The organism is Arthrobacter sp. JCM 19049 (assembly GCF_001310435.1).
This window is the reverse complement of record NZ_BAXF01000377.1, coordinates 1-2,155: the sequence shown is the minus strand read 5'-3', so window position 1 is coordinate 2,155 and position 2,155 is coordinate 1. Positions and strand designations below refer to the sequence as shown.

The window sequence follows — 2,155 nt, the reverse complement described above, 5'->3', positions numbered from 1 at the left end:
ACCGCCTCGAACGCCGGGGCGGTGTCGCTGGGGCCGCTGAACGCCAGACCCACCGCCTGACCCCACTGCCCGTCGGGCACCGGAACCACCAGGCACTGGTCAAAGAACTCATCCAGCAGCCCCTCCACCTGCCCGGCCGAGAGCTTGATTCCACCGGTATTGATGACGTCATCAACCCGGCCGTGGATCTGCAGCTTGTTGTTCTCAATGCTGCCCAGGTCATCGGTCAGGTACCAGCGCCGGCCCTCGCGCAGCACAAAGTGCCGGGCGGTGGCCTGTGGATCGGCAAGATAACCGTCGGCCAGCATCGGGCCGCTGACCAGAATCCGCCCGTTTTCCTCCCGCAGGCTCACCCCGGGCAGGGCGGTGCCGTTGTAGACCAGCCCGCCGGCGGTCTCCGAAGACCCGTAGGTCTGGAAGATCTTCAGCCCCAGGTGCCGGGCGGCGGTGAGCAGGTCACGGCTGGCCCGTGCCCCGCCGAGCAGGATCGCGTCAAGGGACTTCAGGGCCGCGACGGTGCGCGGCGCCGGGTTATCCAGCAGCCGGGCCAACTGGGTGGGCACCAGGGAGGTGAGCTTGTTGGCCTCGGTGAGCTGCTCGGCGGCCTCGGTGAACTTCTGGGCGCTGAACCCGCCGTTCGTTTCCATGGCCACCGGTGGTGCCGGCAAACAGGGAACGGGTCAGCACGCTCAGCCCGGCGATGTAGTGCACCGGCAGGGCCAGCAGCCACTGGCCCTGCAGCCCCAGGAACTCGGCGGTGGCCTGTGAACTGGCGGCCATCGCCGCGGTGGACAGCACCGTGCGCTTGGCCCGCCCGGTGGAGCCGGAGGTGCGCACCACCAGCAGCGGATCGGTGAATCCCGGCAGCTGCTGGGGCTGCAGGTACTCCACGCGGGCGCCTTCGGGCGTCCCGGCGTCGGCGACCACCTCAATGGCCGGGCCGCCTTCATTGATGGCCCGGGACAGTGCGGTGTGCACCTGCTCGTGCAGCGAGTTCGGTTGCATTGCCTGATCCGACCCTAGAAGTAGTACGGGTAGTCGGCCCAGTTCGGTTCGCGCTTGCCCAGGAAGGCGTCGCGTCCCTCCACCGCCTCATCGGTCATGTAGCCATGCGGGTTGCCTCCCCGGCGAAGACCTGTTGGCCGGCCAGCCCGTCATCGGCCAGGTTGAAGGCGAACTTGAGCATGCGCAGGGCCTGCGGGGACTGGCGGGCAATGTCGGCGGCGTACTGCAGGGCCACCTCTTCGAGCTGCTCGTGCTCCACCGCCTCGTTGACCGCGCCCATGCGCACCATGTCCTCGGCCGAGTATTCGCGGGCCAGGAAGAAGATTTCGCGGGCCGCCTTCTGCCCCACCTGGCGGGCCAGCAACGCCGAACCATAGCCGGCGTCGAAGGAACCCACGGTGCGTCGGTCTGCTTGAACTTGCCGTGCTGCTTGGAGGCGATGCTCAGGTCCGAGACCACGTGCAGCGAATGCCCGCCACCGGCCGCCCAGCCGTTGACCATGGCAATGACCACCTTGGGCATGGTGCGCATCAGGCGCTGGACCTCAAGGATGTGCAGCCGCCCGGCGCGGGCCGGGTCGATGGATTCCCGGGTCTCACCTTCGGCGTAGCGGTAGCCGTCGCGGCCGCGGATGCGCTGGTCCCCGCCGGAGCAGAAGGAATGCCCGCCGTCCTTGGGGGAGGGGCCGTTGCCGGTGAGCAGGACCGTTGCCACGTCACTGGTCATCCGCGCATGATCCATGGCCCGGTAGAGCTCATCAACGGTATGCGGGCGGAAGGCGTTGCGCACCTCGGGGCGGTTGAAGGCGATGCGCACGGTGGGCAGGTCACGGACCACCGCCGCATTGGCGTCACGCTCCACCTGGCGGTGATAGGTGATGTCGGTGAAGTCGAACCCTTCAACCTCACGCCAGCGCTGGGCGTCAAAGATGTCGGAAACCTGCTCGGGCAGGGCGGAATTATTATGGCTACTCACCCTATGCATGCTAGTCCCTTCACCGCCGCGCGGGCATCTCACCCGGGGCCCGGCGTGTGCCGCACGCGGTGCGGGGCGACGGGGCCAAACAACACAGCCGCGGGGTGGGAACACGATCAAGCAGTCGTGTTCCCACCCCGCGGCTCGCCCTGCATGGGGCGTGGTCGTCCAGTGG

2 protein-coding genes and 1 pseudogene are annotated in these 2,155 nt (G+C 68.2%); all 3 read right to left on the bottom strand.

Features of this window, described 5'->3' with window-relative positions; genetic code table 11:
- Nucleotides 1-647 (bottom strand): AMP-binding protein (locus JCM19049_RS12375; protein WP_279403127.1); only part of this gene is annotated, 647 nt, incomplete at its 3' end.
- Nucleotides 532-1,005, bottom strand: a complete 474-nt coding sequence (locus JCM19049_RS12370) for an AMP-binding protein (protein WP_054821741.1) — start codon at nucleotides 1,003-1,005, stop codon at nucleotides 532-534. The genes JCM19049_RS12375 and JCM19049_RS12370, both read right to left, overlap by 116 nt.
- Nucleotides 1,006-1,019: 14 nt before the next feature.
- Nucleotides 1,020-1,989, bottom strand: a pseudogene (locus JCM19049_RS12365) (1,4-dihydroxy-2-naphthoyl-CoA synthase).
- Nucleotides 1,990-2,155: the final 166 nt, after the last annotated feature.